The 3,332-nt window shown below is 53.5% G+C and carries 2 tRNA genes and 2 rRNA genes (1 of these 4 cut by a window edge); all 4 read left to right on the top strand.

From position 1 onward, the window contains the following. Window positions 1-364: 364 nt before the first annotated feature. A 16S ribosomal RNA gene (locus tag CT676_RS42810) occupies window positions 365-1,853 on the top strand. 188 nt (window positions 1,854-2,041) lie between these two features. Beyond that, a tRNA-Ile gene (locus CT676_RS42805) sits at window positions 2,042-2,118 on the top strand. Between the two features lie 33 nt (window positions 2,119-2,151). Continuing rightward, window positions 2,152-2,227, top strand: a tRNA-Ala gene (locus CT676_RS42800). Between the two features lie 414 nt (window positions 2,228-2,641). Next, window positions 2,642-3,332: ribosomal RNA gene (locus tag CT676_RS42795) — 23S ribosomal RNA — on the top strand; it runs 2,182 nt beyond the window's last position. Together the 16S and 23S rRNA genes with 2 tRNA genes alongside form the textbook arrangement of a ribosomal RNA operon.

The following is a 3,332-nucleotide window of genomic DNA, read 5'->3' as shown; positions in this document are numbered from 1 at the left end:
TGATGCTCCTCACCTTGTTGAGTGACACAACAGTCGACGTAAGTCGATTGGAGTTCATTCATCGTCGGTAAGGGTGTCGGAACCCTTCCACTCTGGAAGGTTGGGGCCTCGTGGTCCCGGGCTGTTTGACAAGTGAAGATGAAGAAAGAGAAACGTGGACGGCGGAGTCCTTGCGCCTCTCGGACACTGAAGAGCTTCGGCTTTTGAGTTCTGAGAGGGGACGAAAGACTTCGGCGGTACACGTTTTAAAGGAAACACCATCGCTGCCAGCGATGTGAATCGCGGGCAGCTCGGCGACTTCGGTTGTCGAAATAATGGTGGGACCTCGTCAAACGTTGTGATCAGCCGGTTCAAAGTTCAAGTCCAACTTGAGAGTTTGATCCTGGCTCAGAGCGAACGCTGGCGGCAGGCTTAACACATGCAAGTCGAGCGGGCGTAGCAATACGTCAGCGGCAGACGGGTGAGTAACGCGTGGGAACGTACCTTTTGGTTCGGAACAACACAGGGAAACTTGTGCTAATACCGGATAAGCCCTTACGGGGAAAGATTTATCGCCGAAAGATCGGCCCGCGTCTGATTAGCTAGTTGGTGAGGTAATGGCTCACCAAGGCGACGATCAGTAGCTGGTCTGAGAGGATGATCAGCCACATTGGGACTGAGACACGGCCCAAACTCCTACGGGAGGCAGCAGTGGGGAATATTGGACAATGGGGGCAACCCTGATCCAGCCATGCCGCGTGAGTGATGAAGGCCCTAGGGTTGTAAAGCTCTTTTGTGCGGGAAGATAATGACGGTACCGCAAGAATAAGCCCCGGCTAACTTCGTGCCAGCAGCCGCGGTAATACGAAGGGGGCTAGCGTTGCTCGGAATCACTGGGCGTAAAGGGTGCGTAGGCGGGTCTTTAAGTCAGGGGTGAAATCCTGGAGCTCAACTCCAGAACTGCCTTTGATACTGAAGATCTTGAGTTCGGGAGAGGTGAGTGGAACTGCGAGTGTAGAGGTGAAATTCGTAGATATTCGCAAGAACACCAGTGGCGAAGGCGGCTCACTGGCCCGATACTGACGCTGAGGCACGAAAGCGTGGGGAGCAAACAGGATTAGATACCCTGGTAGTCCACGCCGTAAACGATGAATGCCAGCCGTTAGTGGGTTTACTCACTAGTGGCGCAGCTAACGCTTTAAGCATTCCGCCTGGGGAGTACGGTCGCAAGATTAAAACTCAAAGGAATTGACGGGGGCCCGCACAAGCGGTGGAGCATGTGGTTTAATTCGACGCAACGCGCAGAACCTTACCAGCCCTTGACATGTCCAGGACCGGTCGCAGAGATGTGACCTTCTCTTCGGAGCCTGGAACACAGGTGCTGCATGGCTGTCGTCAGCTCGTGTCGTGAGATGTTGGGTTAAGTCCCGCAACGAGCGCAACCCCCGTCCTTAGTTGCTACCATTTAGTTGAGCACTCTAAGGAGACTGCCGGTGATAAGCCGCGAGGAAGGTGGGGATGACGTCAAGTCCTCATGGCCCTTACGGGCTGGGCTACACACGTGCTACAATGGCGGTGACAATGGGATGCTAAGGGGCGACCCTTCGCAAATCTCAAAAAGCCGTCTCAGTTCGGATTGGGCTCTGCAACTCGAGCCCATGAAGTTGGAATCGCTAGTAATCGTGGATCAGCACGCCACGGTGAATACGTTCCCGGGCCTTGTACACACCGCCCGTCACACCATGGGAGTTGGTTTTACCTGAAGACGGTGCGCTAACCAGCAATGGAGGCAGCCGGCCACGGTAGGGTCAGCGACTGGGGTGAAGTCGTAACAAGGTAGCCGTAGGGGAACCTGCGGCTGGATCACCTCCTTTCTAAGGATGGTTCTTCAGAAGCTTGCTTCTATCGAACCGTTTTAGAAACATCAGTGGCCAACGATCGTCAGGATTGTTGAGCTGCATTGGCGGGATTTCGCCGTCTTCGTTTCTCTTTCTTCGCGGACGAACACGCGCTGGGGCTGCAAGCTTGCAGAATCCCTGGTCCTTGACTGGATATGCGTTAGGGGCTTGTAGCTCAGTTGGTTAGAGCGCGCGCTTGATAAGCGTGAGGTCGGAAGTTCAAGTCTTCCCAGGCCCACCACACTCATCGAGTGAGCATTCGTCTTCTGGTTACGGGGCCATAGCTCAGCTGGGAGAGCGCGTGCTTTGCAAGCATGAGGTCGTCGGTTCGATCCCGTCTGGCTCCACCAGATGGTTTGATCATCGACTGATCGTGCATCTAAATCGTCCGCGAAACATCACTTCGCACTTACTAGTCCGGATGGACAGTGAGCTGCGTGATTTCTGACATCGTAAAGAGGAGATCGATCCGAGTTGGATCGGGCAACAAGCAATTGTTGCGCGATACTTCATTATCTCCGGATCATTTCGGCGCTCGTGCGTCTTTCAATGTAGCTCACAAGGCTGCGTTTGAGAGACATGCGAGTTGTAAATGATCCTTTTAGCGAAGCTTGACCGCCTCGCTATCGGAACGATCTTACGAAGCAAGCTGGTCTTTCTAATCATTGTCCGGCTGTGAGAATAGCGTTCATCGAGGACGCGCGCCGCAAGGCAGTTCTTACAGACAACATTCTGCCGAGTGTGTGGACATTGATAATGAGAGCAATCAAGTGCCTTAAGGGTGTTCGGTGGATGCCTTGGCGCTGAGAGGCGATGAAGGACGTGCTACGCTGCGATAAGCCGTGGGGAGCTGCGAAGAAGCTTTGATCCATGGATTTCCGAATGGGGAAACCCACCTTCGATAGCCGGAACTCCAAGACCTTTGTCGAAAGACATTGGTGTGGGGTTCGATCAGAAATGAGAGATGCCTGGACCTTTAGATTTCGATCGAAGAGGTTTTGGATTTCCGGTTATCAAGAGAAGGTATGAGACTTCTGAATACATAGGAGGTTTCAAGCAAACCCAGGGAACTGAAACATCTAAGTACCTGGAGGAAAGGACATCAACAGAGACTCCGTTAGTAGTGGCGAGCGAACGCGGACCAGGCCAGTGATACATCAAAGACAATCGGAACCGGTCAGGAAAGCCGGGCCTTAGAGGGTGATAGCCCCGTACGAGTAATGCGATGATGTATCCACGAGTAAGGCGGGACACGTGAAATCCTGTCTGAACGCGGGGGGACCACCCTCCAAGCCTAAGTACTCCTCAGCGACCGATAGTGAACCAGTACCGTGAGGGAAAGGTGAAAAGCACCCCGACGAGGGGAGTGAAATAGACCTGAAACCGGACACCTACAAACAGATGGAGCCCAAGATACGTTCTGGGTGACATCGTACCTTTTGTATTATGGGCCAG

The organism is Bradyrhizobium sp. MOS001 (assembly GCF_004634465.1).
Lineage (GTDB): Bacteria > Pseudomonadota > Alphaproteobacteria > Rhizobiales > Xanthobacteraceae > Bradyrhizobium > Bradyrhizobium barranii.
The sequence above is the reverse complement of the archived record's forward strand: the minus strand, read 5'-3'. Positions and strand labels throughout refer to the sequence as shown.